Origin of the sequence: Methylobacterium litchii, from assembly GCF_038442315.1 — a bacterium.
GTDB lineage: Bacteria > Pseudomonadota > Alphaproteobacteria > Rhizobiales > Beijerinckiaceae > Methylobacterium > Methylobacterium litchii.
In genome coordinates, this window is the sequence record NZ_JBBXMY010000013.1 from 39,171 (window position 1) to 63,919 (window position 24,749).

Annotated in this window: 19 protein-coding genes; 9 read left to right on the top strand and 10 right to left on the bottom strand. The window is 71.9% G+C overall.

Translation table 11 applies throughout. The features are described from left to right. Positions 1-81 precede the first annotated feature (81 nt). Together AAHF99_RS20435 and AAHF99_RS20440 are read left to right on the top strand one after the other, a co-directional pair. On the top strand, positions 82-411 hold the full coding sequence (locus AAHF99_RS20435) for an Rdx family protein (RefSeq protein ID WP_243958228.1): 330 nt from the start codon (positions 82-84) through the stop codon (positions 409-411). Positions 412-535: 124 nt separating this feature from the next. Beyond that, entirely contained in the window at positions 536-2,686 is a 2,151-nt protein-coding gene (locus AAHF99_RS20440) for a sensor histidine kinase (RefSeq protein ID WP_342166387.1), read from the top strand. Between the two features lie 4 nt (positions 2,687-2,690). Here AAHF99_RS20440 and AAHF99_RS20445 read toward each other — a convergent pair whose 3' ends face one another. From AAHF99_RS20445 to AAHF99_RS20480, 8 genes are read right to left on the bottom strand one after another with little or no spacing between them, the layout of a single operon-like run. Further along, complete coding sequence (locus AAHF99_RS20445; protein WP_342166308.1) at positions 2,691-3,836, bottom strand: ABC transporter permease; 1,146 nt, start codon at positions 3,834-3,836, stop codon at positions 2,691-2,693. Continuing rightward, complete coding sequence (locus AAHF99_RS20450) at positions 3,833-4,849, bottom strand: ABC transporter permease (protein ID WP_342166309.1); 1,017 nt, start codon at positions 4,847-4,849, stop codon at positions 3,833-3,835. Before AAHF99_RS20450 ends, AAHF99_RS20445 begins: the two co-directional genes overlap by 4 nt. Then, entirely contained in the window at positions 4,846-6,726 is a 1,881-nt protein-coding gene (locus tag AAHF99_RS20455; RefSeq protein ID WP_342166310.1) for an ABC transporter substrate-binding protein, read from the bottom strand. The genes AAHF99_RS20450 and AAHF99_RS20455 overlap by 4 nt, the downstream gene beginning before the upstream one ends. After that, positions 6,723-7,592, bottom strand: coding sequence for a hypothetical protein (locus tag AAHF99_RS20460; protein WP_342166311.1), 870 nt, complete (start codon positions 7,590-7,592; stop codon positions 6,723-6,725). The genes AAHF99_RS20455 and AAHF99_RS20460 overlap by 4 nt, the downstream gene beginning before the upstream one ends. Further along, entirely contained in the window at positions 7,592-9,448 is a 1,857-nt protein-coding gene (locus AAHF99_RS20465; RefSeq protein ID WP_412759921.1) for an ABC transporter ATP-binding protein, read from the bottom strand. The genes AAHF99_RS20460 and AAHF99_RS20465 overlap by 1 nt, the downstream gene beginning before the upstream one ends. Beyond that, positions 9,430-11,295: a glycosyltransferase gene (locus AAHF99_RS20470; RefSeq protein WP_342166313.1), complete on the bottom strand. Its 1,866-nt coding sequence runs from the start codon at positions 11,293-11,295 to the stop codon at positions 9,430-9,432. The genes AAHF99_RS20465 and AAHF99_RS20470 overlap by 19 nt, the downstream gene beginning before the upstream one ends. After that, positions 11,292-12,551: a glycosyltransferase family 4 protein gene (locus tag AAHF99_RS20475; RefSeq protein WP_342166314.1), complete on the bottom strand. Its 1,260-nt coding sequence runs from the start codon at positions 12,549-12,551 to the stop codon at positions 11,292-11,294. Before AAHF99_RS20475 ends, AAHF99_RS20470 begins: the two co-directional genes overlap by 4 nt. Further along, a complete protein-coding gene (locus AAHF99_RS20480; RefSeq protein ID WP_342166315.1) occupies positions 12,548-13,771 on the bottom strand; it encodes a glycosyltransferase family protein in 1,224 nt (407 codons plus the stop codon). The genes AAHF99_RS20475 and AAHF99_RS20480 overlap by 4 nt, the downstream gene beginning before the upstream one ends. Positions 13,772-13,940: 169 nt before the next feature. On the opposite strand from AAHF99_RS20480, the gene AAHF99_RS20485 reads away from it, so the two are divergent. Continuing rightward, positions 13,941-15,224, top strand: a complete 1,284-nt coding sequence (locus AAHF99_RS20485; protein WP_342166316.1) for a glycosyltransferase family 87 protein — start codon at positions 13,941-13,943, stop codon at positions 15,222-15,224. On the opposite strand, the gene AAHF99_RS20490 is transcribed toward AAHF99_RS20485, so the two are convergent. Further along, a complete protein-coding gene (locus AAHF99_RS20490; RefSeq protein WP_342166317.1) occupies positions 15,196-16,056 on the bottom strand; it encodes a carotenoid 1,2-hydratase in 861 nt (286 codons plus the stop codon). The two genes, AAHF99_RS20485 and AAHF99_RS20490, sit on opposite strands and share 29 nt — an antisense overlap. Next, the gene (crtD, locus tag AAHF99_RS20495) at positions 16,053-17,588 is read right to left on the bottom strand and encodes a 1-hydroxycarotenoid 3,4-desaturase CrtD (RefSeq protein WP_342166318.1); all 1,536 of its coding nucleotides are present in this window, start codon (positions 17,586-17,588) and stop codon (positions 16,053-16,055) included. The genes AAHF99_RS20490 and crtD overlap by 4 nt, the downstream gene beginning before the upstream one ends. 100 nt (positions 17,589-17,688) lie before the next feature. On the opposite strand from crtD, the gene AAHF99_RS20500 reads away from it, so the two are divergent. The 6 genes from AAHF99_RS20500 (at position 17,689) to bchZ (ending at position 24,746) form a co-directional block, all read left to right on the top strand. Next, positions 17,689-18,558, top strand: a complete 870-nt coding sequence (locus tag AAHF99_RS20500; RefSeq protein WP_342166389.1) for a polyprenyl synthetase family protein — start codon at positions 17,689-17,691, stop codon at positions 18,556-18,558. Between the two features lie 14 nt (positions 18,559-18,572). Further along, positions 18,573-19,706 carry a methyltransferase gene (locus AAHF99_RS20505; protein WP_459558956.1) on the top strand — a complete coding sequence of 378 codons (1,134 nt, stop codon included), beginning with the start codon at positions 18,573-18,575 and terminating at the stop codon, positions 19,704-19,706. A 99-nt stretch (positions 19,707-19,805) separates the two neighbouring features. Next, positions 19,806-20,744 (top strand): chlorophyll synthesis pathway protein BchC, encoded by a 939-nt coding sequence (gene bchC / locus AAHF99_RS20510; protein WP_342166320.1) that lies wholly within the window; start codon positions 19,806-19,808, stop codon positions 20,742-20,744. After that, the gene (locus tag AAHF99_RS20515; RefSeq protein WP_342166321.1) at positions 20,741-21,745 is read left to right on the top strand and encodes a chlorophyllide a reductase iron protein subunit X; all 1,005 of its coding nucleotides are present in this window, start codon (positions 20,741-20,743) and stop codon (positions 21,743-21,745) included. Before bchC ends, AAHF99_RS20515 begins: the two co-directional genes overlap by 4 nt. Positions 21,746-21,750: 5 nt before the next feature. Continuing rightward, a complete protein-coding gene (gene bchY, locus AAHF99_RS20520; RefSeq protein ID WP_342166322.1) occupies positions 21,751-23,280 on the top strand; it encodes a chlorophyllide a reductase subunit Y in 1,530 nt (509 codons plus the stop codon). Beyond that, positions 23,280-24,746: a chlorophyllide a reductase subunit Z gene (bchZ, locus tag AAHF99_RS20525; protein ID WP_342166323.1), complete on the top strand. Its 1,467-nt coding sequence runs from the start codon at positions 23,280-23,282 to the stop codon at positions 24,744-24,746. Before bchY ends, bchZ begins: the two co-directional genes overlap by 1 nt. Positions 24,747-24,749: the final 3 nt, after the last annotated feature.

A 24,749-nucleotide genomic window follows, 5' to 3' on the forward strand; every position in this document is an offset into this window, starting at 1 on the left:
TCGCCCCCGCCCCGTCAAGCCGGGTTCCGTCGATTGGCGGCCCCGGTTGACTTTCGTCGCCGTCGGGTGCGCTGTGGAACCATGGATCAGGGTGGAACGGGTCCGGTGCCGGGGGAGGGCACTGCCGAGGTTGCGACGCGTCGGCCACGCGTGGCCATCACCTATTGCGTCCAGTGCAACTGGCTCCTCCGCTCGGCCTGGATGGCGCAGGAACTCCTCTCCACCTTCAAGGACGACCTGTCCGAGGTCGCCCTCCGGCCCGGCAAGGGCGGCGTGTTCCGCATCGAGGTCGATGGCGATCTCCTGTGGGAACGTGTGCAGGATGGCGGCTTCCCGGACGTGAAGGCCCTCAAGCAGCGAGTGCGCGACCGGCTCGACCCGGCCCGCGATCTCGGCCATATCGACCGGTGATGATGGCTCCGAATGCGCAGGGGCGCAGGCGGCGCCGGAGGCCGGGAGCACGCAGCCTGTGAGCCCGCGCCTCGATCGGGAACTTGCCGCGCCGCAGAGCCCGCCCCAGCGGCGCGGCTCCTGGCTGTCCCGCCGCCTCCATCGCTTCGGCCGGAACGGGTTCTCCACCCAGGTCTATCTCGTGGCCCTCGTCGTCGCGCTGATCGGCCCCGGCCTGCTGTTCACCGCGATCCTGCTGATGCGCTACGCCTCCGCCGAGCGGGCGCGGTTCGAGCAGGATGCCCGCGAGAACGTGCGCGGCATCAGCCTGTCCCTCGACAGGGACGTGGCGGGCCTCGTCTCCGTGCTGCAGACGCTCGCAACCTCGCCGCGCCTGAAGGACGGGGATTTCTCGGCCTTCGACTCGCAGGCCCGCCTCGTGCGCGGCTCCCTCGATCTCGACGTGCTCCTGCGCCGGCCCAACGGCCAGGAGGTCGTGAACACCGGCGTGCCGCGCGGCGCGCCCCTGCCGGTGGCGCCCCTGCCGATCGACGCGGAACTCGCCAAGGGGCAGGTCCGCGCCCTGGTCAGCGGCTACGTGCCGGCGGTGAGCGCGGAGGATGCGAGCTACGCGGTCGGCGTCCCCGTCACCGTGGACGGCGAGGTCGCCTACATCCTCAGCTTCACCGTCCCCCTGTCGCGGCTCCAGGGCATCCTGGCGCGGGAGGTGGTGCAGGGCTGGACGACCGGCATTTCGGATCGCAGCGGCACCGTGCTGGCGCGGCTGCCCGACCCGACCGCGGTGGTGGGCAAGCCGCGCCTCTCGACCCTGCGCCAGAACCAGACCAGCACAGCCGGCGTCTGGGAGGGGCAGGACCGGCAGCGGCGCCCGGTCGTGGTGATCGAGGCGCGCTCGCGCCTCACCGGCTGGACCGTCGCGACCAGCATCCCGCAGACCATCGTGGATGCGCGGGTGCGGCGCTGGGTCTGGGCCTTCGCCGGGTTCGGCCTCCTCGTGCTCGCGACCTCCTCGGTGCTGGCGGTGAGCCTGTGGTCGCGAGTGACGCGCCCGCTGCGCCACCTCGCGGCCTCCGGGCCGGCGCTCGCGCGGGGGGAGGCGATCCCGCGCGTGGCCTCGCCGGTCCACGAGATCCAGCGCCTCGCCACCGTTCTCTCGGACGCGTCGCTGCGGATCCGCACCCGCGAAGAGGAGCGCGACCGCGCCCTCGAGGACACGCGGCGCGGCCTCTCGGCCCTGAAAGAGAGCGAGGCCCGCTTCCGCCACATGGCGGATTCCGCCCCGGCGCTGATCTGGATGACCGACGAAACCGGCGAGGTCAGTTTCGCCAACCTGCATTTCGACCACCTATTCGGGATGCCCGCCGAGGCCTTGGCCGATGCGGGCTGGGAGCGGATCATCCACCCGGACGACCTCGACATGTTCCGGGGGGCCTTCCAGGACGCCTTCGCCGCGCGCGGGCCGTTCCGCATGGAGACCCGTATCATCGATCGCACCGGCGCCGTGCGCTGGCTGCGCTGCGAGGGCGTGCCGCGCCTCGACGATGGCCAACGCTTCCTCGGCTATACCGGCTGCAACGTCGACATCACCGATGCCAAGCTCGCGGAGGAGCATCTGCTCCTGCTGATCCACGAGTTGAACCACCGGGTGAAGAACACCCTGGCGACGGTGCAATCCATCGCGACGCAATCCCTGCGCGGCCTCGACGGGCCGGAGGCCGAGATCGCCCGCGCCGCGTTCGAGGCGCGGCTCCTGGCGCTGGCCCGCGTTCACGACGTGCTCACCAAGGAAAGCTGGGACGGCGCGGAATTGTCGGCGGTGGTGGCCGACGCGATCCGCCCCCTCGACGGCGGCGGCACCGGGGCGTCGCGCTTCCGTGTCCAGGGGCCGCCTTTGCGCCTGCCGCCGCGGCTCGCCCTCTCCATCGCCATGGCCCTGCACGAACTCGGGACCAACGCCGTGAAATACGGCGCGCTGTCCAACGATGCCGGCACCATCGACATCGAATGGGCCGTGCGGCGCGGGGAGGAGATCATGCTCCTCCTGCGCTGGCGCGAGAGCGGCGGCCCGCCCGTCAAGAAGCCCACCCGCACCGGCTTCGGCTCGCGGCTCATCGAGCGCAGCCTCGCCCGGGAACTCGCGGGCGAGGTCAACCTCTCCTACGAGCCGGGGGGCGTCGTCTGCACCATCGAGGCGCCGGTCCCGCCGCCGGGCTTGCTGGAGCGCAAGACTGTCGCCGCGCCGACCCGTATCGCGCCCCTGCCGCTCGCCGGGTGAGGCGTCAGTTGTAGGGGTCGGCGGCGTCGCGCAGGCCGTCGCCCACGAAGTTGAAGGCCAGCACCGTCACCAGCACCGGCACCACCGGCAGGAGCAGCCACGGATAGAGCTGTACCGCCGCGAGATTCTGCGCCTCGTTGAGGAGCACGCCCCAACTCGTCACCGGCGGGCGCAGGCCGAGGCCGAGGAACGACAGGGCCGTCTCGCCGAGGATCATCGTCGGGATCGACAGGGTCGCCGAGGCGATGAGGTGGCTCATGAAGTTCGGGATCAGGTGCCGCCCGATGAGCCGCGCGGGCGAGGCGCCCATGAGTTCGGCCGCCTGCACGAAATCTTCCTCGCGCAGCGCCAGCAGCTTGCCGCGCACCGCGCGGGCGAGGCCCGGCCAGTCGAGCAGGCCGAGGATCACCGTGATGCCGAAGAAGATGAGAAGCGGGCTCCAGTTCGCCGGCAGCGCCGCCGAGAGGGCGAGCCACAGCGGCAGTTCAGGGATCGAGCGGACGATCTCGATCAACCGTTGCACGGCGGCGTCGGCGAGGCCGCCGAAATAGCCGGCGATGCCTCCGAAGAGGAGGCCGAGCACGAAGGAGATCGCCACGCCCACGAGGCCGATCGTGAGCGAGACGCGGGTGCCGTAGACGATCCGCGAGAACAGGTCCCGCCCGAGGCGGTCGGTGCCGAGCAGGAACAGGGTCCCGCCCTCCGGCGCGCAGACGAGGTGCAGATCGGTGTGGACGAGGCCGAGCCAGTCGTAGCCGTCGCCCCGGCAGAGGAAGCGCAGGGGTTGGGGCTTACCTGTGTCGGTCACGTAGTCCCGGCGGAACGTGTCGAGGTCGAGCTGGGAACGGTACGGGTAGACGAACGGGCCGACGAACCGGCCGTCGTGGATCAGATGCACCCCCTGCGGCGGCGCGTAGAGGAAGTCGCTGTCCCGGCGCGCCTGCCCGTAGGGGGCGATTATCTCCACGAAGGGGATGAGGGCGTAGAGCACGAGCAGGATCAGCGCGAAGAACACCGCCAGCCGGTGGCGCAGGAACTTGCGCGCGATGAGCCGCCACGCCGAGGCCGAGCCGGCGGTTGACTCGGCCCGCTCGTCGGGGGTGAAGGGCGCCGGATCGACGAAATGCGTGCGTTGCAGGGCGCCGCTCATCGCAGGCCCATGCGGATGCGCGGGTCGAGCCAGACCAGGGCGAGGTCCGAGATCAGCATTCCGACCAGGGTCAGGGCGGCGACGAACATCAGGATGAAGCCCGCCATGAACTGATCCTGGTTGCGCAGGCTCTCCAAGAGCAGCGGCCCGACGGTCGGCAGGCTCAACACCAGCGAGACCAGCACCGAGCCCGAGACGAGATGCGGCAGCAGGTTGCCGATATCCGCCACGAACGGGTTCAGGGACATGCGGAACGGATATTTCAGCAGCGCCCGCGTCGGCGCCATGCCCTTGGCGCGGGCCGTCACCGTGTAGGGCTTGGCGAGTTCGTCGAGCAGGTTCGCCCGCATCCGGCGGATCATCGCCGCCGTGCCGCCGAGGCCGATCACCAGGGTCGGCACGATGAGGTGAGCGGCGAGCGAGCGGATCTTCTCCCCGTCCCAGGGCCGGTTGGTGAGCGAGGCGTCGTAGAGGCCGCCGATGGAGAGGCCGAACCAGCGGTTGGCGTAGAACAGCAGGATCAGCGCCAGCAGGAAGCCCGGCACGGCGAGGCCGACATAGCCGAGCACGGTCACGACGGAATCGCCCCAGGTGTATCGGTTCGTGGCCGAATAGATCGCCGCCGGGATCGCCACGAGGTGGACGAAGATCACGGCGGTGACGTTCACGAGCAGCGTCAGCCACAGGGTGTCGCCGACCACGTCAGCCACCGGCTTGTCGTATTCGAACGACCAGCCCCAATCGCCTTGCAGCAGGCCGGAGAAGCCGGCGGGCCCCGGAATCAGCCCGACCCAGATCAGGTATTGCTCCCAGACCGGCCGGTCGAGCCCGTATTGGCGGATCAACAGTTCCGCCTTGGCCACGGAGCCCGCCTCGCCCGTGGCGCGGAGTTCCATGATGCGGTTCGTCAGGTAATCCCCCGGCGGGAGCTTGATGACGAAGAAGACCAGGGCGGAGATGATGAGCAGCGTCACCGCCATGGTGAGGAGACGCCGGAGGAGCAGGCCGATCATCGCCCCTCGGCCCGCTTGTCCATGGCCTCGTCCCAGAACAGCTCGTCCACCCGCTGCACGCCGATCATCGCCGTGGGCTCCCAGGAATAGAGCGCCTTGGCCGGCAGGTTCACGAGCCGGTCGGCGGTGACGACCGGCTGCAACGCCCCCGCCACCGTGCCGATCACCCAGGTGTTGCGCGCGTGGTTCATCAGCATCTCGCGCCAGATCGCCCCCTGCCGGGTCGCGTCGTCCGTCTGGCGCCATTCCCGGTCGAGGTCGATCAGGCGCTGCACCTCCGGCACGTCGCAGGCCTCGCCGCTCCGGCCCCGGCTTTCGAGGTTCATCGACCAGCGCGGCCAGGCATAATGGTCGGGCTGGGCCGGGCTCAGTTCGGTCGGCGGCATGATGGCGGTGGGCACCGCGAGGTCGAGCCCCTGCGCCGCCACCATCACCGTCAGCCCGCCGATGGAGCGGCGGCGCAGGTTGGTGCGCTCCTGCGGCTTGGTGACGAGGCGGATGCCGACCTCCCGCCAGAACTCCGCAATGAGGGTGAGGGCATCGAGGATCTCACCGGCCTCGCCGTCGCTCTCCACCACGATTTCCAGCGGGCGGCCGTCCGGTAGGAGGCGGATGCCCGAGCCATCGCGGCGGTCGAGCCCGGCCTCGTCCAGAAGCCGGTTCGCCTGGGCCGGGTCGTAGCCCGCGTTCAGGGTCCGCATCTCCGGCGCATAGAGGGGCGATTCGGGGATGATCGTGTCGTTGCCCTCGGTGCCGAGGCCGAAGAGCAGGGTGTTGTTGAGCGTGCGCCGGTCGGTGGCCAGCGAGAGCGCGTGCCGGTAGCGGATGTCCCGGTTCAGGGCACGCCAGACGGGATCGACCGTCGTCAGGTTCGGGTAGAGCGCGATCTCCGAGCCCCGGGCCACCGGCCAGAGGTTGGTGCGGTAATGGTGGGCCTTCTCGCCCTCCTTGAGGCTCGGGATGTCCGGCATCATCAGGCCCCGGAACATCAGGTCCGCCTCGCCCGCATTGGTCTTGGCGACGAGCAGTCCGGAGGAGGCCACGTCCATCACGATGCGGTCGACGTAGGGCAATTGCGTCCCGGCGGCGTCGACCCGGTGATAGGAGCGGTTGCGCTCGAAGGCGAAGCGCGTTGCCGGGGAGCGGGTGCGCGGCACCCACGCCTGCAGCGTCGGGCAATCCGGGTTCATCAGCTCGTAATTGTCGTCGAGCCGGTTGTGCAGGGCGGCCCAGCTCCGCAGCTTCAGCCCCTTCGCCTTGGCCTCGGCGGCCTCCTTGCCGACGTAGCGCGGGTGATACGGCTTCAGGTAATGCGCCGGCCGGTAGATCAGCGGATCGCGGGGAGCGGCGAGCGCCGGCAGAAACATCGGGTTCGGCCGGGGCCACGTGTAGCGGATGGTCCGCGCATCCGGGAACTCGACCTGCGGCGGCGTGCCATCCACCATGAAGAAGGTGGGCGGCCCCTCGGGGCTCAGCTCCTTCTGGTTGGCCACGTCCTCCCAGTAATAGCGGAAATCCTCGCTGGTGAAGGGCTGCCCGTCCGACCAGCGGTGCCCGTCCCGCAGGGTGAAGGTGAAGCGCCCGCCCTCGACGTCGATCCGTTCCAGCACGTCGGGCTGGAGGGTCAGGCCAGCATCGTAGCCGACGAGGCGGGTGTAGCCGTAGACCGAGAGGTAGCGGACATCCCGCGCCTTCGCGATCAGGGTGCGGATCGTCCCGCCCTGTTTGCCGAGACGCCTTCCCCGGGCGGCGAGGTTTGCCACGAGGGGCGTGGTGGGGGGCGCGGGAGCGTCGTCGGCGAGGGCGCGGCGGGGGAGGGCGGTCGTGGCCGCGAGGCCGGCGAGGAGCGTGCGGCGGGAGAATCCGGTGGTGCTCACGGCCCGCCCCCGTGCAGTTCCACGTAGGTCAGCCGGGCCGGCGAGTAGCCGGTGGCGCGGTGCATGTCGTCGAAGGCGTGGGCGCGGCGGATCAGGTCGCCGGCTTGGCGCGCCTCCGCGTCCCCGGCGGGCTGCTCGAAGGGGCGGCCGTTGCGGGTCCAGCGGATCGGCTCGGGGTTCGAATCCAGGGCGGTGATCATCGCGATGGTCGGATGGGCCGGGCCGCCATGGGCGTGGATGCGGTGCGCCGCCACGTCGTCATCGAACAGCAGGCGGGTCAGGCCGCGCACATGCGCCTCCACCACCCGGCGGGCCTGGGAGATGTGGTCATCGAAGAAGGCCACCGTCCGCGCCGGGTCGAGCATCGACCAATCGGCGCGGGACCAATCCTCGCGGCTGTAACGCGCTCCGGCGTCGCGGTATTGCAGGCCCGACAGGTCGGGGTCGTGGCAGAAGATCCGCGCCTCAGGGCAGGCCTGCCGGATGACCCAGGTGGTCAGGCCCCGGAACACGCCGGATTCGATCACGAAATCCGGTCGCAGTACCCGCATCGCCACGTAGAGTTGAAGCGCGCCGTTGAACCCGCTGCCGCCGCGCCGCTGGCGCACGGGCGCCTCGGGAATGAGGTGCCAGAACCGCTCCACGAGGGCGCGGACATCCTTTTCCGGTGTCAGGCCGGAGGCGCGCAAGTCGGTGTGCAGGCTCTCGGCGGCGGCATCGAGCAGGCGCCCGACCTCGCGTGGGGAGGTGGGGCGGTGGGTCCAATCCGGCGCTGCGGGCACGAGATCGTAGCCGAGGCGGTCGAAGAGCGGCCCGAGCACCTTCCGGCGCAGGCGTTCGAGGACGATGGGCGGGCGCGGCTGCATCAGGCGGCGTTCCGCTCGGCTTCGGATCGGTAGCGGGCCCAATGCCCCGGCTCGACTTGCATCATGATCCCGGATTCGTGGGGCGCGAGGGCGAAACCCTTCGGCCAGCGTGCGGGGTCCGAGGCCTCGCCCGTCACCTTCGCGAAATCGAGGGGATGGTCGAGGCTCGGGTCCGGCACGGCGGCGAGCAGCGCCTTGGTGTAGGGGTGGACTGGATCGCGGAACAGGGTGGCCCGGTCGGCCTCCTCCACGATGCGCCCGCGACACATGACGCTGATCGTGTCGGCCATGTAGTCCACCACCGCGAGGTTGTGGGACACGATCAGGTAGGACAGGCCCAGTGCCTGCTGCAGATCCTTGAGCAGGTTCAGGATCTGCGCCTGCACCGACACGTCGAGGGCCGAGACGGGCTCGTCCAGCACGAGGAGGCGCGGTTCGAGGCTGAGCGCGCGGGCGATCCCGATGCGCTGGCGCTGGCCGCCGGAGAAGGCGTGCGGATAGCGGCCGAGGGCGGACTCCTCCAGGCCGACCATCGCCATCAATTCGCGGCAGCGCTCGCGCCGCTTCGGCTGTGGCACGCCGTGGATCTCCATCGGCTCCGACAGGATCTGCCGCACGGTCATGCGCGGATCGAGGGAGGCGTAGGGGTCCTGGAAGACGAACTGGACGTTGCGGCGGTAGGCGAACAGGGCGTCGCCCTTGAGCGCGTGCACGTCCTTCGGGCCGTCGCCGGCATCGAACAGGATGCGCCCGCCATCGGGCGGCATGGCCCGCATGACCATTTTCGAGACGGTGGTCTTGCCCGAGCCCGATTCGCCCACGAGCCCAAGGGTGCGCCCGCCCCGCAGGGTGAGGGACACGTCCGACACGGCCCGCACCGTGCGCGGGCTGGCGAAGAGCCGCCCGGCGCGGAGGGTGAAGGTCTTGCTGACTGTCTCCACCTGCAGGATCGGGCCGGCGAGGGGCGGCGCCTCCCGCGTGGGCGGGATCGTCGCGCGGGCGGGGCGGATCGGCGTCAGGCGCTCGCCCGGCGCCATGTCGAAGCGGGGCACCGCCTCGATCAGCGCCTTGAGATAGGCGTGGCCCGGCCGGCGCATCACCTCGTCCTTGGGGCCGGCTTCCACCAAGCGGCCCCGGTAGAGCACCGCCACATCGTGGGCGATGTTGGCCACCACCCCGAGATCGTGGGTGATGAGCAGGATCGCCATGCCGGTCTCGTCCTGCAGCCGGCCGAGCAGGGCGAGGATCTGGGCCTGGGTGGTCACGTCGAGCGCGGTGGTCGGCTCGTCCGCCACGAGGAGCGCCGGGCGCATGATGAGCGCCATGGCGATCATCGCCCGCTGGCGCAGGCCGCCGGAGAGTTCGAACGGATAGGTCTTGAGCGCCCGCTTCGGATCGGGGAAGCCGACCTTCGCCAGGGCTTCCTCCGTGCGCGCATCCGATTCCCGCCGGTCGGCGCCGGTATGGACGCGCAACGCCTCGCCGATCTGATCGCCGATCGTGTGGAGCGGCGACAGGCAGGTCATCGGCTCCTGGAAGATCATCGCGATCCGCCGGCCCCGGATGTCGCGGATGGCCGGGCCGTCCTCCGGCAGGCGGGCGAGGTCGACCGTCTCGTTGGGGCCTTCGAACAGCATCTGGCCCCGGCTGATCTCGGCGGATCGCGGGAGGATGCGCAGGATCGCCTGCGCCGTCACCGACTTGCCGGAGCCGGATTCGCCCACCAGCGCGAGGGTCTTGCCCCGCGGGATATCGAGCGACAGCCCGTGCAGGGCCTCGAACCGGCCGGTCTCGGTACGGAAGGCGACAGCGAGGTCGCGGATCGACAGGAGCGCGCTCACCCGGCCCTCGGCCATTCGTCCGCCGTGGACATAGGCGCCGGGACTCCCGCGTCCACAGGCGACGGGAACAGGTCGCAAGGATCGCACCAGCGTACGGCCGGGTGATCGAGGACGGTCAGCAACTCGGCGAGGAACGCCCACACCGCCTCGTCATGGGCGAGGTGGTGGGTGAGGAGGCCGAGCGGCGCCCCGCTCCGGCTCTCCGCATGGGCGGTGAGGGTCGCGAGCAGGGCGGCGGGGTCGCGCAGCGAGCGGGTGCCGCGCCAGTCGATCACGTCGAGGGCGGCGCCTCCCGGTCCCCTGGCCGCCGAGAGGCCGGCATAGCCGAGGGCGGGCAGGTCGGCGGCGAGACCGGGGTCGATCCGGTTCCAGGGCGGTACGAAGACCGGCAGCAGCGTCTCGCGCGGCAGCCTGTCCTGCGCGAGGGCCAGCGCGCGGGCCGCCTCCTCGCGGAGGGTGGCCAATGGCCGGTGCGGGCCGAACTCGGCGGGCTTCGCATCGGGCGGGGCGTGGTTGTCGTGCGCGAGGCCGTGCACGCCGACACGGAGGGTGCGCATACCGGCAAGACGCCGGCCGAGCGATGGCTCGATCCGCGCCGGGATCGCCGCAATCAGGATCGGGCGGGAACCCGCGAGGGCCAGCAGGCGGTCGAGGGCAGGGGTCGCGGCCACCGCGTCGTCGTCCCGCCACCAGAGGCGGACCTCGCCCGCCCGGTCGAGGGCATCGCGCAGGCGGGCGAAGGCGCGCTCACGGCGAAGCCGTTCCACCAGGGCGACGGTGCGGGCCGCGCCGTCGAGGGCGGGGCGTGGGCCCTCGGGGAGGGGCGGCGCGGCGAGTACGGCCGCCAGCAGCGTATCGGGCGAGAGCGCATCCTCCGGCACGATCCGCGCGCGGCCCATGGCGGCGAGGCGTTCGGCGCGCAGGCGCTGCTCGGTCTCGCGGCCCGCCTCGAAGGGCACGAGCACGGCGGGCGTGTCCGTCACCAGCAGGTCCACGGCGGTGTTGTAGCCGCATTGGCTCGCCGAGACGCGGGCACCCGCCAGCAGCGCCCGGTAATCGGCCCGCGCCCGCATCACCGTGCCGGCGGGCAGGCCCTCCGACAGGGTCGCGAGGGTCGCGTCCGGGATGCCGTGCCCGACGAGGAGCCGCCAGCCGAGATCGGGCCTGTTCCGCGCCGCGCCGACGGCCGCGCGGAACAGGCCGAGCCCGGCCGCGCTCGACCCGGCGGCGACGAGGATGCCCGTGCGCTCGCCCGGCGGCGGGATCGCGGCGCCCTCGTCGACGTAGCCGGTGTAGCGGAGCCTCGGCCGCACCGCGTCATCGACCGGCCAGGAGGCGTCGAGGGGCGCCAGGGCTTCGTCGCCGTGGACCAACACCGCATCGTAGAGCGCGGCCAGGCGGGCATGGGCCTGCGTGACCTTGGCCGGACGGTCGGGCGGCACGAGGATGTCGCGCACCGAAGACAGGATCAGCGGCGCGGGGTCGAGGGCGCGGGCCGCCTCCACCAGGGCGAGGAATTCGGGCGCGAGCCCCCGCCGGCCGAAGGGGAACAGTTCGGTGATGACGGCATCCGGCGCCGTCTCGCGGAGCGTCGCGAGGAGGGTTTTGCGCCGTTCGGCGAGGAGGGTTTCGCCGGCCGGCTCGCCATCCGGGCCGATCAGCCGGGTGAAATCGAATCCCTCGATCCGCAGGGGCGGCAATTGCACGAGGCGCACGCCGTCGAGGCGCACCAGCGGCGCCGGGCTTCCGCCGGAAACCAGCACGGTCTCGTGCCCGGCGGCGGCGAAGGCGCGGGCGAGGGCGGCGGCGCGGGTGAGATGCCCCGCCCCGAGGAGATGCGTGACCGCGATGAGGATCCTCACGCAGCCTCCTCGCGGAGGGGCGAGGCTATCCCGGCCGAGCGGGCCAGGGCGTCGGCAATGAGGGCGATGCCCGCCTCCTCGGAGAAGTCCTGCACGAGGCGCGCCAGCGCCGCGCGGCCGAGGCGACTGCGCCGCTCGGGATCGGCGAAGAGGGCGCGCAGCGCCTCCGCCAGGGCGTCGGGCTCGCCCGGCGGGACGAGGAGGCCGTGGATTCCATCGGTCAGGAATTCGGGCGTGCCGGCGAAGGCGGTGGCCAGGATCGGCAGCTCCTGGCTCGCGGCCTCCATGAGGACGTTCGGCAGCCCGTCGCGGTCGCCCCCGGCGGCCGGCTTGGTCGGCAGCACGAACAGGTCCGCCTCGCGCATCGCGTCGATGATCGCCGGCTGGGGCAGGGCGCCCCGGAAGGCGACGCGCCCCTGCAATCCGCGCTCCAGGGCGAGCCGTTCCAGGGCGCCGCGCAACTCGCCGCCGCCGATCAGGTCGAGCCGCCAGTGCAGGTCGTCGGGGAGGGCGGCGAGCGCCGCGAACAGGTCGTCATGCCCCTTCTTCGCCACGAGCCGCCCGACGCAGAGCAGCCGCAGCGGCGCCTCCGGGTCGCGCCCGTCGCGGGCGGGGCGGGCCGGGGGCGGCGCGGGAAAACGCGCGAGGTCGAGCCCGTGATAGGCGAGCCGCGTGCGTCCCGGCCCGAGGGCGTCGAGGCGCGCGAGCCCGTCGCGGGTGCAGGTCACGCCCCAGGCGGCATCGGCGAGCTTCTCGGACAGCTCCCATTCGGGCGTGGTCCAGATGTCCTTGGCGTGGGCGGAAAAGCTCCAGCGCCGGCCCGTCAGCAGGGCGGCGTAGCGGGCGACGCTGCCGGGCGTGTGCAGGAAGTGGACGTGGAGATGGGCCACCGCCGGCCCGGCCTCGCGGGCGAGCACCAGCGCCTGCCCGATCCGCCGCAACCGCGAGGCGGTGGGGTCCCGCCGCAGGTCGCGCAGAAAGGTTCTCACGAGCGCCGGGAACGCCCGTTGCCGGCATCCCCAGAAGAGCCCGCGCATCACCCGGGCGGGGTCGTCGCGCAGGTATTCGGGCAGGTAGGCGACGGGCGCGCGGATCGCCGTGTGCATCGGGTGGCGGAACCGGTCGGTGGGCTTGCGCAGCGACCAGATGTCGAGGGCGAGGCCCCGCTTCTCGAGGGCCAGGATCTCCTGCGCGATGAAGGTCTCGGAGAGGCGCGGATAGCCCTTCAGCACCACCGCGATACGCGGGCCGCTCATGACATCGCCCGGCACGGCGCGTCGGCATCCTCCGGCACGAGGTGGTGCAGGCGGCGCACCACCGCGTCGAGCCCGTCGAGGAGGCCCGGCACCACCACCCGCGAGGGTTCGGGCTGGCCGGGCACCGCGCGCAACGCCGCCGCCATGCGGAGCGGATCGCGCCCGTCGTCTTCCATCAGCACCCGCACGAGGCCGAGCCGTTCGGCGGCCAGCGCCCGGATCGCCTGTTCCCGCCGCGGTTCGGTGCGCGGCACCAGTACGGCCGGACGGTCGAAGGACAGGATCTCGCAGAAGGTGTTGTAGCCGCCCATGGCGACGATGCCCGCCGCCTTGCGCATCAGCACCTCGATCTCGCTGTCGAAGGTGATGGCCGAGACCCGGCCGCCGAGTGCCGCGATGCGCCGGTCGAACCCTTCCCGGATCGCGGCGTCGAGGAACGGCCCGAAGGCCACGAGGCAGGGCAGCGGGATGCCGGGATCGGCCTCGTAGGCCGCGATCACCCAATCGATCAGCCCCGCGCCGTCGCCCCCACCGCCCGGCGTGACGAGGAGGAACGGCCCCGCCGCCACCGCCGGCTCCCGGCGGTCGGCCCGCGCCTCGGGCAGCTCGCGGCGCAGGTAGCCCGTGTAGACGAGCCGGTTCCCGATCCGCCGCGCGAGGTCGGGCGCCAGGGCGAGCCCAGCCAGGGGCTCGTGGATGCGCCCGAGCCCGTAGACCCAGATCTCGTCGTAGAAGCGGTCCATCGCCTCGACGGCGCCCTTGCGCTCCCATTCGGGGGCGAGCCGGTCGGCCTCGTCGAGGACATCGCGCAGGCCGAGCACCAGCTTGGTGCCCCGCGCCGCCTCCCGTTCCAGCACGGGCAGCATCTCGCCGTGGAATCCGGCGGGCTCCTTGTCCACGATCACCACATGGGGGCGGACCGCTTCCGCCGTGCGCATCAGCGCCGCCGTGCGGTCCTCCACCGTGCGGGCGAGGGTCGCGGGGCCGGCGCTGGCATAGGTGCCGTCGGAGAGCTTCGTCACCGGCGGCAGGCGCACCGTGCGCACGCCCGGCGCGAAGGCGAAGCGGTCCACCACCGGCGATCCCGATACGATCACCGCCCGCGCATCGGGGCAGGCGGCGACAAGGGCGTGGGCGATCGCCCGGGAGCGCCGCAGATGGCCGAGGCCGAACGTGTCGTGGCTGTAGATCAGGACGCGCAAGGCGGACGACGATTCCATTCCCCAGCCCGGCGACACGCGCCTCATCCCGCGATGCGTCGGACCATCGCAGCCACATCCATGCTGCACAAGTGTGACGGTGCTTCGAATCCCATCGTTAACGGGCTCGGAACCGTTGTCTCCTAGGCTCGGCCGGGCCCTTTCCGATGGCCCGATGCCGGGACAGACCATGCACGCTTCCGCTCCGCAGACCGGCCGGACGTTCCTCGCCGGCCTGCGCGCGGACCTCGCGGACATCGTCTTCAACGATGCGCGCTTCCTGGCCTTCGGGCGGCTGGCGGCGATCTTCCTGCTGCCGATCACCGCCGCGATCATCATCGTGCTGTTCGGGACCGGGCCGGAGCCGCGCCGGAACTGGTACGGCGAGATCCTGGGCAACGACTTCTCGCAGATCTGGGTCGCCGGCCGCGCCGCCCTGGAGGGCCGGGCCGCCGAGCCCTACGACCTCGCCCGCCACCTCGCGAACCTGCGGGAGGCGTTCGGGCCGGATTGCCGGTTCGCATGGCACTACCCGCCGATCTTCCTGATCCCGTCGGCGGCGATGGCGTGGATGGACCCGCAGGCCGGCTACCTCGCGTGGTGCGCCCTCTCGGCCGCGTTTTTCCTGTTCGTGCTGCGGCGCGCGGCGGGGCGGATGGACATCGCCCTCATCGCGTTCGCCCACCCTCTCGTGTTCTGCAACCTGTCCTATGGGCAGAACGGGCTGTTCACCGCCGGGCTGATGACGCTGGGCCTCGTCCTCCTCGACAGGCGCCCGCGCCTCGCCGGCCTGTGCTTCGGGCTCCTCGCCTTCAAGCCGCATTTCGCGCTGGTGGCGCCGCTCCTGCTGCTCGCCACCGGACGGTGGACCACGCTCATGAGCTGCGCCGCGACGGTGCTCGCCGCCAGCCTCGCCTCGGTGGCCCTGTTCGGCATCGAGCCGTGGATCGGCTTCCTGCACTCGTTGTCGAGCACCAACCGAATCATCCTGCAGGAGGCCGCGTCGGGGCTCGATCTCAACGCCAGCGCCTTCGGGGCGGTGCGCCTCCTCGGCGGCTCGGTGGCCCTGGCCTGGGCGTTCCAGATCGCGGTGGCACTCATGGCCCTGGCCTTCGTGCTGCGGGTCTGGCGCTCCGGGGCCTCGCCCGAGTTGCGGGCCGCCGCCTGCCTGTGCGTCACGCCGCTGCTCTCGCCCTACGTGCCGGTCTACGACCTCGTGCCCCTGCTGCCCGCGACCCTGTTCCTCGGGCTCGCCGCCGTGAAGCAGGGCGGGCTCGTCGCCCATGAGCGGCTGCTGATCGCGCTCAGCCCGCTCACCGCCCTCGTGCGGTTCGCGGCCGGCGAGACCGGCTTCTCCTTCGGTCTCGCCCTGGCGCTGGCGACCTTCGCCTGCATCGCGTGGCGCGTCGGCCTGACGGGTTTGCTGCCGCAGGGCGGCTTCAGCCTCACCCGCCGAGCGGTCGTGGGATCCTGAAGGGCAGCATCAGCTGCACCAGCGGGTTGCGGAACCGGTCGAGGGACAGGCTCTCGTGGACCGCCCGCACCGGCTCGCCCGCCAGGGTCGAGGCCAGCAGCGAGCGCGAATAGAAAGGCGTGTCCTCGAAGGTGGTGATGACCCGCGCCTTGCCGTCGTCGCTGCGGGTCTCGCGGGGCATCCGCCAGAACCCGGTGGGCGGCAGCTTGGCCGAGAGCGGCGGGCGGATGTCCCGCCGCGTGCCGTCGAAGGCGAAGCCCAGCGACAGGTTGCGCCCGCCGCCGTCCCGGTGCGCCACGTCGTAGAGGATCGCGGCCCCGTCCGGCAGTTCGGCCCGGCACCATGTCCAGCGGGTGAAGGCGTCGGCCAGGGGTTCGTCGCCGTCGTTGGTGTCGAAATAGCCGCTGCCCTGCCAGGACAGGCCCGGCTCGCTCAGCGAGACCTCCACCCGCGAGGCCGGCGCCATCGGCCACCAGCGGTGCCGCCCGGCCGGGTCGAGATGGAACGGCCCCGCCGTGATGCCGGAGGGCCGCAGCCGCACCGTGCCCCGGATGCGCCGGGGCAGCGGCGCCCCGCGCTCGTCGATGCGCACCGTGAGTTCGGTGCCGTCCCACTCCATAGCGCTCGGGCCGATGGCGATGTGGTCCGCCCCGCGCGCCAGGGTGCCCTGTTTCCGCTCGGTCATGGCGAAGCGGCTCGGGCGGCCGTAGAGCACGACGTTCATCGCGCAGTGGTCGAAGGGGTTCTTGTCCCGGCTCCAGCCGTAATACGGCGAAAACACGCTGCCGATGAAGGCGATGATGGTGAGGCCCTGGGTGCCGTCGTCGCTCACCGCATCGACGTACCACCAGACATAGCCGTTGCGCCCGACAGGCCCGTCGAACCAAGGTCGGCGAGGATCGCTGCCGCCGCGAGCCTCCCCGATTGCGCCGCCATCGGCACGCCCGGCCCCGGATGGACCGAGCCCCCCGCGAGGTAGAGCCCCGCTATCTTCGTGCGCGCGCCCGGCCGCTTGAACGTCGCCGCCCAGCCCTGCGAGGCCCGCCCGTACAGGGCGCCCTGGCTCCCCGGGAACAGGCCCGCGAACGCCTCCGGCGTCGTGACCGTGGCCGCCGATTCCCGCGTCAGGGACAAGCCGCAGGCGTGCAGCCGCGCCTTCAGGTTGGTCTCGCATCGGGCGATCTCCGTGGCAGGCAGGGGGCGCTCCGTGCCGTCGGCCGGGGCGTTGACGAGCATCAGCAGGCGCTCCGGCCCGCCGGGAAAGGCGCCCTCGGCGCTGCGGTCCTGGGCGCAGACGTAGACCGTGGGGTCGGTGGGCAGGCGGCGGTCGCGCAGGATCGTGTCGAATTCGGCGCGGTAGTCGCGGGAAAAGAACACCGTGTGGTGGGCCAGCGGAAAGCCCGCCGTCTCGGCCCGCACGCAGTAGGTCACCGCCGAGAGCGAGCGCTCGGCCCGCCCGATCCGGTCGCCGGCCGGCGCCGCCGCGCGGCCCAGCAGCCCCGCGTCCAGGGCCGCCACGTCGCCGTTACAGATCACGACATCCGCCGGGATGCGCCCGCCGCCCGCGAGCCGCACGCCCGTGACCTTGCCCCCGGAGACCTCGATCTCCTGGACATGGGTGCCGTAGCGGAACTCCGCCCCGTTCTCCACGGCGAGGCCGGCGATGGAGGCGGCGAGCGCACTCAAGCCCCCCTGCACGGTCCAGACACCGGCCTGCTCGACATGGGCGACCAGCATCAGCGTCGCCGGGGCGGTGAAGGGCGAGGCGCCGCAATAGGTGGCGTAGCGCCCGAACAGCTGCAGCAGGCGCGGATCATGGAAATACTCCTTCAGCGCCGACCAGAGCGTCGCGAAGGGCTGGATGCGCCAGAGGTCGCCGATCCCGGAAATGCCGACCCGCTTGGCGAGCCCCGTCGGCCCCGTCTGGCCGGAGCGGATGAAGGGCCCCTCCAGGGTGCGGTAGACCTCGGCCGCGCGGGCGCAGAACCGCCGGTAGCCCTCGGCTTCGCCTGCTCCCGCGAAGGCGTGAATCGCCGCCGCCGAGGCGTCGATGTCGGCAAAGAGGTCGAGGCGTTCGTCGCGGCTCCAGGCGTGGCGGGCCAGCAGGCTCGCATCCCGCAGGGTGACACGCTCGGCGAGACTCGCGCCGCACTCGGCCAGAAGCTCCTCGAACACCCAGCGCATGGTGAAGACGGTCGGCCCCGCCTCGATGCGCGTGCCGTCCACCGGCACCGCGCGCATCTTGCCGCCCGGCGCCTCGGCGCGCTCCACCACCGTGACCGACAGGCCGGCACGGGCGAGCCTGAGGGCGGCGGCGAGCCCGCCGATCCCGGCTCCGATCACGACGACGCGCGTGGCCGACACGGTTGCGGAGCCTCCCTGGCCGGGATTGATCTTGTGGTCCGTGAGTGTCAATTATAAGTGACACATGGCGATGGCAACCCGCCATGACAGGGAGGGCGGCATGGAGCCCGGCGCGCGGATCGAATCGGCCCTCGACAGGGCTGTCGCCTACTCGGAGGCGCCCGGCGCGCCACCCCTTCTGGCGGAAGCGATGCGCTACGCCGTCTTCCCCGGCGGGCACCGCATCCGGCCCCGGCTCTGCCTCTCGGTGGCGCGGGCCTGCGGCGACGACGATCCCCTGGGCGCCGATTCGGCGGCGGCGGCGATCGAGCTTCTGCACTGCGCCTCCCTCGTCCACGACGACCTGCCCTGCTTCGATGACGCGCCGACGCGCCGCCAGAAGGACACGGTCCACATCGCCTTTGGCACGCCCATCGCCGTCCTCACCGGGGACGCGCTGATCGTGCTTGCCTTCGAGACCCTGGCGCGGGGATCGTGGCGGCATCCGCGCCGGCTCGCCCGGCTCGTCGGGCTGCTCGGCCGGGCGGCGGGCTCACCCTCCGGCATCGCGGCGGGGCAGGCCTGGGAATCCGAGGCGCATGTGGATCTCAGCGCCTACCAGCAGGCCAAGACCGGCGCGCTCTTCGCGGCGGCGACGGTGGCCGGCGCGGCGGCGGCGGGGGCCGAGCCGGAGCCGTGGCGGCGCCTCGGCGAAGCGCTCGGCGAGGCCTATCAGGTGGCCGACGATCTGCGCGACGTCGCCTGCCGTCAGGAGGAGATCGGCAAGCCCGCCGGGCGCGACGCGACCCTCGGGCGGCCCAACGCGGCAGCGCTGCTCGGCACGGGCGGCGCCCTCGACAGGCTGAAGCGCCTCACCCGCGAGGCCATCGCGGCCGTGCCGGATTGCCCCGGCGCGAAGGGGCTGACGGCGGAGATCGAGGCGCAGGCCCGGCTGTTCCTGCCGGCGAGCCTGCGGGCGGTGTCGGCCTGAGCCGGGGCGCGGCCCTGTCGGATCCCCCGGCGGCGCGCCCGCGCCCGCTCTCCGAGCGCTGGCTGGCGCTGCGGAATCGCCTCGTGGCGAGTCCGCGCTTCCAGCGCTGGGCGGCGGGTTTCCCGCTGACGCGGCGCATCGCGCAAGCCAACACGCGGACCCTGTTCGATCTCTGCGCGGGCTTCGTCTACGCGCAGGTGCTGACGGCCTGCATCCGCTTCGACCTGTTCGCGATCCTGGCGGAGGGGCCGATGACGATCGAGGCCCTGGCCGTGCGCCTCGGCCTGCCGCCGGAGAAGGCGCGGACGCTGCTCCTCGCCGCCCGCTCCCTCGATCTGATTCGCGCCCTGCCGGACGGGCGCTTCGCCCTGGCCGACCTCGGCGCCGCCGTCACCGGCAATCCCGGCATCGCGGCGATGGTTGAGCACCACGCCCTGCTCTACGCCGACCTCGCCGATCCCGTCGCCCTGCTGCAGGGCCGCGCGGAGCGCACGCGGCTCTCCTCCTACTGGCCCTATGCCGAGGGCGGCGCCGTCGCGCCGGGCGAGGCCGCGCCCTACGGCGCGCTGATGGGCACGTCCCAGGCGATGATCGCGCAGGACATCATCGAGGCCTGCGACCTGCGCGGCATCCGCCACTGGATGGATGTCGGTGGTGGGGAGGGGGCCTTCCTAGAAGCCGCCGCGCCGCATCTGCCGGGGCGACGACTCACCCTGTTCGACCTGCCCGCCGTGGCGGAACGGGCCGGCGCCCGCCTCGGCCGCGTCGGGCTGGGCGACCGGATCGACTGCGTCGGCGGCAATTTCCACGCCGGCTTGCCGGAGGGCGCCGACGCGATCTCCCTCGTGCGCGTCCTTCACGACCACGACGACGCACCGGTTCGGGCGCTGCTGCGCGCGGCCTATGCGGCGCTGGCCCCCGGCGGACGACTCGTCATCGCTGAACCGATGGCGGGAACGCCCGGCGCGGAGCCGGTGGGGGACGCCTATTTCGGGTTCTACCTGCTTGCGATGGGCTCCGGCCGTCCCCGGACGGCAGACGAACTGTCACGCTTGGCCCGCGAGGCCGGATTCGCGGCGTTGAAAGAGCGCAAAACCCGTCGTCCCCTGCTCGCCCGTGTGCTCGTCGCACACAAAACCAGCAGATGACTGTTAAGACAGGTTGACGCGCAAAAGTGTCTATCTAGAATGACACTCAGGAGACCCGACCCTGCGGTGTCGCCTTTGAGTCGGGCGGAAATTCCAGTCATGGACGCTCTCGCCGTCATCCTCGAACAACCGGAAAGGCTGGCCCTGCGGCGCCTGACCCTCACCGGCGCGGGTGTGGGCGACGCGGTGGTCGATGTCGCCTGGAGCGGCATCAGCACCGGCACCGAGCGCCTGCTCTGGTCCGGCCGGATGCCGGCCTTTCCGGGCATGGGGTATCCGCTGGTGCCGGGCTACGAGACCGTGGGCCAAGTCGCCGAGGCCGCCGCCGACGCTCCCGTCCGCGTGGGGCAATGGGTGTTCGTCCCCGGCGCCCGCTGCTTCGGCCCGGTGCGCGGCCTGTTCGGCGGCGCGGCCTCCCGCCTCGTCGCCCCCGCCGACAAGCTGCTTCCCGTCGATGGGGCGCTGGGCGAGCGCGCCTGCCTGCTGGCTTTGGCCGCCACCGCCCATCGCGCGGCCGGCGGCATCGCGGAGGGCGAGCGTCCCCTGATCGTCGGGCACGGCGTGCTCGGCCGGCTTCTGGCCCGTGTCGCCGTGGCGATGGGGGCCGAGCCCACCGTGTGGGAGACGAACCCCGCCCGCCGCGACGGCGCGGAGGGCTATGACATCCTGGCCCCCGAGGACGATGTCCGCCGCGACTACGCGCGCATCCTCGACGTGAGCGGCGATTCCGCCGGCCTCGACGGGCTGATCGGGCGTCTCGCCCCCGGCGGCGAGATCGTGCTCGGGGGCTTCTACGAGGCGCCGCTCTCCTTCGCCTTCCCGCCCGCCTTCATGCGGGAGGCGCGCCTGCGCATCTCCGCCGAGTTCCGGCCGGGCGACCTCGCCGCCGTCACCTGCCTGATCGAGGCAGGGCGCCTGTCTCTCGACGGCCTGATCACCCACCGCGTGCCCGCCGCGCGGGCCGAGGAGGCTTACCGGACGGCCTTCGCTGATCCGGCCTGCCTCAAGATGGTCCTGGATTGGAGGGACGCCGCATGAACGTTCAACTGAACAAGGCGGCCCTGGCCCAGGCGACGCACCTGCGCAACGAAGCCGCCATCGAGCCCGATCCCGTCTCCACCGCTCTGGCGAAGAAGGAGACGCAGATCATCGCGATTTACGGCAAGGGCGGCATCGGCAAGTCGTTCACGCTGGCGAACCTCAGCTACATGATGGCCCAGCAGGGCAAGAAGGTGCTGCTCATCGGCTGCGATCCGAAGAGCGACACCACCTCCCTGCTGTTCGGCGGCAAGGCCTGCCCGACCATCATCGAGACCTCCACGAAGAAGAAGCTCGCGGGCGAGCAGGTCGCCATCGGCGATGTCTGCTTCAAGCGCGACGGCGTCTACGCCATGGAACTCGGCGGGCCGGAGGTCGGGCGCGGCTGCGGCGGGCGCGGGATCATCCACGGCTTCGAGCTGCTGGAAAAGCTCGGCTTCCACGAGTGGGGCTTCGATTTCGTCCTGCTCGACTTCCTCGGCGATGTGGTCTGCGGCGGCTTCGGCCTGCCGATCGCCCGCGACATGTGCCAGAAGGTCATCGTCGTCGGTTCGAACGACCTGCAATCGCTCTACGTCGCCAACAACGTCTGCTCGGCGGTCGAATACTTCCGCAAGATGGGTGGCAATGTCGGCGTCGGCGGGCTCGTCATCAACAAGGATGACGGCACCGGCGAGGCGCAGGCCTTCGCGGAGGCCGCCGGCATCCCGGTGCTCGCCTCGATCCCGGCCGACGACGACATCCGCAAGAAGAGCGCGAATTACGAGATCATCGGCAAACCGGACGGCCGCTGGGGCGATCTGTTCTCCGAACTCGCCGCCAACGTGGCCGGCGCCGCCCCGCACCGTCCGACGCCGCTGACTCAGGACGGTCTCCTCGGCCTGTTCTCCAGCGAGACGACGGGCCGCGACGTGGTGCTCGTCCCGGCGACGCAAGAGGACATGTGCGGGGTCGCCGAGGTGACCAAGCCGTCCCTCGAAGTCGTGTACGACGAGGTCTGACGCGCATGGCCGTCTCCCTCGACATCGCCGAACTGCGGGCCCGCAAGGCGGCTCCCGCCATCGACCTCGCCGCCACCAAGGGCGACGGGCTCGGCTGCCACGCCGGCAAGGACGCGATGCGGGAGGCTGCGGAGGCGGCGGGGATGTCGGAGACCCTGGCGCAGCTGCGCGAGGATTACCCGCAGGGTCCGCACGATCAGCCGCAGAGCATGTGCCCGGCCTTCGGCTCGCTGCGCGTCGGCCTGCGGATGCGCCGCACCGCGACGATCCTCTCGGGCTCGGCCTGCTGCGTATACGGCCTGACCTTCACCTCGCATTTCTACGGCGCCCGCCGGAGCGTCGGCTACGTGCCGTTCAACTCCGAGACGCTCGTCACCGGCAAGCTGTTCGAGGACATCCGCGAGGCGGTCCACGCCACCGCGAAGCCTGAGGATTACGACGCCGTCGTCGTCATCAACCTCTGCGTCCCCACCGCGTCGGGCGTGCCGCTGCGGCTCCTGCCGAAGGAGATCGACGGGGTTCGGGTCATCGGTATCGACGTGCCGGGCTTCGGCGTGCCGACCCATGCCGAGGCCAAGGACGTGCTGGCCGGGGCCATGCTGAAGGTCGCCCGCGCCGAGGCCGAACAAGGCCCGGTCCAGGCGCCGAAGGGCGGCCGCTCCGAGCGCCCGACCGTGGCGCTGCTCGGCGAGATGTTCCCGGCCGACCCGATGGTGATCGGCAGCCTGCTGGCGCCGCTCGGCCTCGCCGCCGGGCCGGTGGTGCCGACGCGGGAATGGCGCGAATTGTACGGCGCCCTCGACTGTTCGGTCGTGGCCGCGATCCACCCGTTCTACACGGCGAGCATCCGCGAGTTCGAGGCGGCCGGGCGGCCCATCGTCGGTTCGGCCCCCGTGGGCGTCGAGGGCACGGCCGCGTGGCTGGAGCGGATCGGCAGCGCCTGCAACGTCTCGGCCGAGACCATCGACGCGGCCAAGGCCGGCATCCTCGCCGGCATTCGCGGCGCCCTGTCGGCCTCGCCGATCAAGGGCCGGATCACGCTCTCCGGCTACGAGGGCTCGGAGCTTCTGGTCGCCCGCCTGCTCATAGAGAGCGGCGCGGAGGTGCCCTATGTCGGTACCGCCTGCCCGCGCACACCCTGGTCCGAGGCGGATCGCGATTGGCTCGAAGCGCATGGCTGCGAGGTCCGCTACCGGGCTTCCCTCGAAGACGATCTCTACGCCTTCCACCACTTCCGGCCGGACCTCGCCATCGGCACGACGCCGGTGGTGCAGAAGGCCAAGGAGGCCGCGACGCCGGCCCTTTACTTCACGAACCTCATCTCCGCCCGCCCGTTGATGGGCGCGGCCGGCGCCGGCTCGCTGGCGACCGTGGTCAACGCGGCGCTCCGCAACAAGCCGCGCTTCGATGCGATGCGCGACTTCTTCGAGGGCGTCGGCACCGGGCATGCGGCGGGTGTCTGGCAGGAAATTCCGCAGAAGAAGCTGTCTCCGAAGGCCGAAGGCCCGAAGAAGCCGATCGGGGAGATGGCATAATGCTGATCCTCGATCACGACAGAGCTGGCGGATACTGGGGCGCGGTCTACGTCTTCACGGCGATCAAGGGCCTTCAGGTCGTCATTGACGGTCCCGTGGGCTGCGAGAACCTGCCCGTCACCTCGGTGCTGCACTACACCGACGCCCTGCCGCCGCACGAACTCCCCATCGTCGTGACGGGTCTGGCCGAGGAAGAACTCGGCCGCCACGGCACCGAGGGCGCGATGAAGCGCGCCCATTCGACCCTCGATCCGGGGCTGCCCAGCGTCGTCGTCACCGGCTCCATCGCCGAGATGATCGGCGGCGGCGTCACCCCGGAGGGCACCGGCCTCCAGCGGTTCCTGCCGCGCACCATCGACGAGGACCAGTGGCAGGCCGCCGACCGGGCGATCACCTGGCTCTGGCAGGAATACGGGGCGCGCAAGTTCGCCAAGAAGGGCATTCCGGCCCGCCCCGCCCGCAAAGAGGGTGAGAAGCCCCGCGTCAACCTCATCGGCCCGGCCTACGGCACGTTCAACATGCCGAGCGACCTCGCCGAGATCCAGCGGCTGGTGGAAGGCATCGGCGCGGAGGTGAACCTCACCTTTCCGCTCGGCTCGCACCTCGCCGACGTGCCGAAGCTCGTCAACGCGGATGCCAACATCTGCCTCTACCGGGAGTTCGGCCGGGGCCTGTGCGAGGCACTAGAGCGGCCGTATCTGCAAGCGCCGATCGGCGTGCTCTCGACCACCAAGTTCCTGCGGGCGCTGGGCGAGATCCTGGGCGTCGACCCCGAGCCGTTCATCGAGCGCGAGCGCCACACCACGATCAAGCCGGTCTGGGACCTCTGGCGGTCGGTGACGCAGGACTTCTTCGGCACGGCGAGCTTCGGCATCGTCGCCACCGAGACCTACGCGCGGGGCGTCCGCCACTTCCTCGAGGAGGAGATGGGCCTGCCCTGCCACTTCGCCTTCGGCCGTTCCGCCGGGCTCAAGCCCGACAACGCCAAGGTGCGGGACGCCATCGCCAAGAACCCGCCGCTGGTCCTGTTCGGCTCGTTCAACGAGCGGATGTACCTCGCGGAGGCCGGCGGCCGGGCGACCTACGTGCCGGCCTCGTTCCCCGGGGCGATCATCCGGCGGCACACCGGCACGCCGTTCATGGGCTACGCGGGCGCGACCTACCTCGTGCAGGAGGTCTGCAACGCCCTGTTCGACACGCTCTTCCACATCCTGCCGCTCGCCCGCGACATGGACAAGGTCGAGCCGACCCCGGCCCGCACCCACCGCGAGCTGCCCTGGGACGCCGAGGCGCTGTCCGCCCTCGACCGCGCCGTCGAGGCGCAGCCCGTCCTCGCCCGGATCTCCGCCGCCAAGCGCCTGCGCGACGCGGCCGAGCGCGCCGCCCGCATGGCTGGCGCCGACACCGTTGCCGCCGGTCATGTGACCGGCGCGCGCACCACACTCAGCGCGGGGATCCCCGCATGAGCC